This window comes from Martelella sp. (genome assembly GCF_984369615.1).
On the sequence record NZ_CFHTCS010000370.1, the window covers coordinates 1 to 4191 of the forward strand.

Here is a 4191-nt window from a genome sequence, read left to right on the forward strand (position 1 = left end):
CCAGTATGGCGGCGCACTCAACCAGGTGCCCGGAACGATCTTCAAAACCACGACATTCAGCGGCATAGCACCCGGAACAAACTACCGGCTCGACGTTGTAGAACCCGGTCATGGCGCCTTTCAAACCCCGGGAATGATTCGGCTTCTCGTTTACGATAACAACGACGAAATTGCACAATACTGGAATGGCGGCGCGCCGGCGCCCTATGATGGCGGCCTTGTCGGCGGGACAGGCACCTGGGTCGAGGGCCTGGGCAACTGGACTGATCAAAGCGGAACGAAAGCTGCGGCCTGGGCCCGTTCTGTCGGCATTTTCGATGGCACGGGCGGCACCGTTACGGCGAGCGGAACGCTGGCCTTCGACAGGCTCGAATTTGCCGTGGACAAGTACAGTATCGAAGGCGGTGCCGGCAACGCGCTCTCGCTCTCGCCCTATTCCGCCGGAAGCGGCCAGATCGCCGTCACCAATGGCGGCCAGACCGCGACGATCGCCGTCGATATCGGCAACGGCAACAATTACAGCGCTTCCGGCCCAGGCGCCGTGGTCAGCACGCTGGAAAAGACCGGCGCCGGCACGCTCGTCTTCACCGGCACCAAATCCTATACCGGGCTGACGACGGTGTCGGCCGGCACGCTGCGCCTCGGCAATGGCGGCCAGACCGGCGGCCTGACCGGCGGCGCCACGGTCGCTTCATCCGCCCATTTCGGCGGCGCCGGCAGCGTCGGCGGCGATGTCGCGATCAATACGGGCGCGACGCTTTTCGGCGACCAGAACGGCGTTCTCGCCATTGCCGGCGATCTCGCCTTCCAGACGGGAACCACGCTCCAGGTCGGCCTGAACGGGCCCTCGACAACGCCGATCTTCACGTCGAATACACTGACGCTCGGCGGCGTCGGCGCAACCACCATCAACGTCGATTCCTCCGGCGCGCCTGGCGGGCTTTATGCCCTGATCAATTCCGCGACCGCGCCGTCCGCTCCGAACCCGGCCAATCAGTTCGTGCTGGGCAGCAATATCCCGACCGGAAGTTCCGTGAACTATACCCCGGTCGGCCATGTCTATCTGAACCTGGCGGGCAGCGGTCCGGCCGGTCCGGACTTCGTCTACTGGGACGGCCTGACCACCAGCGGCACGAACCCCATCTCCGGCGGAATGGGCAACTGGAACACGTTTGACGCGGCCAATACCAACTGGGGCAATGCCGACCCGCCGACGGCACACAGCGACTGGAAACAGGGCGACATCGCGATCTTCACGGGCAATGCCGGCACGGTCGCCGTTCAGACCCAGAACGGCGCCAACCCGGTCGAAGCCGGCGGCCTTCAATTCGCCCAGACCGGCTACGCGATTTCCGGCGATACGCTGACGCTCGTTTCCGCCAATGCCGACAATCTGGCGGAAATCGCGGTCGGCCCCGGCGCAACAACGACGGCGACGATCAATTCCGTCCTCGACGGCACCGCCGGCATCAACAAGACCGGCGCGGGCGAGCTCGTTCTTGCGGGCGACAACCTCTATTCGGGCGGAACCCGCCTGACGGGCGGCGTTCTGACGGTTTCGAAGGATGCCAATCTCGGCGCGTCCTCTGCAGGCGTCGCTTTTGCCGGCGGCACGCTGAAGGCGGCGGCCGGATTTTCCACCGGCAGGGCGATGACCATCGACAAGCATGGCGGCACGATCGAGGTCGCAAACGGCGGCGACACGCTGACCGCCACCGGCGTCATTTCCGATGACCCCGGCAATGGCGGCGGCGTTCTGGAAAAAACCGGCGCGGGGACCCTCGCGCTCGCCGGCGCCAATACCTATACCGGCGGCACGGCCGTCCGCGAGGGCACGGTCTCCATCGGCAAGGACCAGAACCTCGGCGCGACGACCGGCGGCGTGCTGCTCGACGGCGGCCGGCTCTCGACCGCATCGAGCTTTTCCACGGCACGCACATTCCAGCTCACCGGCAATGGCGGCACGATCGACATTGCCGCCGGCGCCGACACACTGACCGCAACCGGCCGTTTCGTCGACGCCACCGGCCAGACCGGCAGCCTGACCAAAACCGGCAGCGGCACGCTGGTGATGACCGATGACAACACCTATACCGGCAAGACGACCGTTGAAGACGGCACGCTGCAACTGGGCAATGGCGGAGCAACCGGCTCGCTTGTCGGCGACATCGCAATCAGCTCAAATGCCATTGTCGATGTCATGCGCTCCGCCAAATGGGTGTTTGGCGGACAACTCTCCGGCGCCGGCCGTTTCAACCAGCTGGGCACGGGCACAACCACGCTGACGGCCGACAGCTCGTCATTCTCCGGCACCACGGCGGTCACCAATGGCGACCTCTCGGTCTCCGGCAAGCTCGGAGGGGAAACGACCGTCAGCGGCACCGGGCTCCTGAGCGGCAACGGCCTGCTTGACCGCGTCGCGGTCATAAAGGGCGGCAAGATCACGGCCGGCACGACCGACAGCATCGACACGCTGTCGATGAATACGCTGAGCTTCGCGCCGGGGTCTGGACTTTACGCCAATGTGGTCTCGAAAAACACCGCCAACGGCGTTGAAGCGAAGGCCGACCTGCTCGACGCCAGCGGCGCGGTCGCCATCTCGGGCGGCCAGGTCACCGTGGCAGCCGAAGGCGGCTCGGTCATCGACGGCACCACGGTGACGATCGTCTCTTCGGACGACAGCGTCAACCGCAGCGACGCCGACGGGGACGGCACGGCGGGCTTCGATCCGGATGTCGCCTCAACTTCGGCCTATGTCGGCGCGGATATCGGCTATACCGCCAAAACCGTCTTCCTGACGCTGAAGGACCTGACCAATAACGGAACCACGCTCTGCATTCCCGGGCTGACCGCCAACCAGTGCAACACGGCGGGCGGCATCAACTCCCTCGGACCGAATGATCCCCTGGTCAAGATCATCAAGGGTCTGCCCAAGGATCAGCTCGGACCATCGCTCGACCAGCTTTCCGGCGAGGGCTATTCCTCGATTGACTCGGCAATGGTCGATGACAGCCGCTATGTGCGCGATGCCACTAATACCCGGCTTCGCCAGACCTACCGGGATCCGCAAAAACCCGCCCCGTCCATGGCGAGCAATTATGCCGCTGTTGACGGCACGGGCCAGACACTGGCTGAAGACGCACCCGGCACCGGCGCCTGGATGACAGCCTACGGCTCGTGGAACGATTACAAGGCCACCGGCGATACGGCCGAAATGAAGAACAATGTCGGCGGCGTCTTCATCGGCGCGGACATCCCGGTCTTCGACACAATGCGCTTCGGCGCGGTCGCCGGTTACGGCAGCAGCAGCTATGATATCAGCAGCCGCGGCACCTCGGCGACCAGCAATGACTGGACCTTCGGCCTTTACGGCGGCGGGGCAGTCGACAACTGGGACATCAATTTCGGCACGGCCTATACCTGGCACGAAGTCTCGGCCGATCGTCAGGTCACCATTCCGGGACTCAGCGAGCGGGAGAGCGCGGACTACGGCGCCGGAACCTACCAGGTCTACGGCGATGTCGACTACATGTTCGAACTCGCCTCGAACTTCGATGCCGGCCCCTTCGCCGATGCCGCCTATGTCTACCAGCAGACCGACGGCTTCACCGAAACCGGTGGCATGGCGGCGCTCACCCGCAACGGCTCCAACATGAGTACCGGCTTCACAACGCTCGGCGTGCGCACCAGCTATGAACTGGAGAGCGAGAGCTTCGCCGGGCAGGTCGTGGCATCGGCCGGGTGGCGACGCGGCTACGGCGATCTCGCCGGCGTCGGCGCGCTGGCCTTTGCCGGCGGCACCTCGTTCGACATCACGGGCGCGCCGATTGCCAAAAACCAGGCAGTCCTGAATGTCGGGTTGCAGACCTCGCTCAATGAAAGCCTGGACGTCGAGGTCAACTATATCGGCCTGTTCGCGTCCGACTATCAGAGCCAGAACGTGGTCGGACGCCTCAATCTGCGCTTCTGATCACGCTCGGTCACAGGGATGACCAGACAGCAAAAAGGCCCCTCCCGATTTGGGGAGGGGCCATTTCAGTCTGAGGAACTTCAGTAAGATGCCGGGCCTTGCGCCCGGCATCTTGGTTTCGCTTTGCCCGGTCACTCCGGATCAGAACCTGATATTGAGCTTTGCGGTGACGTTCTGGCTGCGGTTGCCGCCGGCGAACTGGCCGGTATAGTTGACCCCGA

Annotated in this window: 1 protein-coding gene; it reads left to right on the forward strand. The window is 64.4% G+C overall.

Translation table 11 applies throughout. From position 1 onward, the window contains the following. Positions 1-133 precede the first annotated feature (133 nt). Positions 134-3970 (forward strand): autotransporter domain-containing protein, encoded by a 3837-nt coding sequence (locus tag AC5DC2_RS20370; protein ID WP_491699801.1) that lies wholly within the window; start codon positions 134-136, stop codon positions 3968-3970. Positions 3971-4191: the final 221 nt, after the last annotated feature.

Excerpts from the sequence above, each read along its gene's own strand:
- AC5DC2_RS20370 (WP_491699801.1), top strand. The coding sequence starts at position 134 with ATGATTCGGCTTCTCGTTTACGATAACAACGACGAAATTGCACAATAC.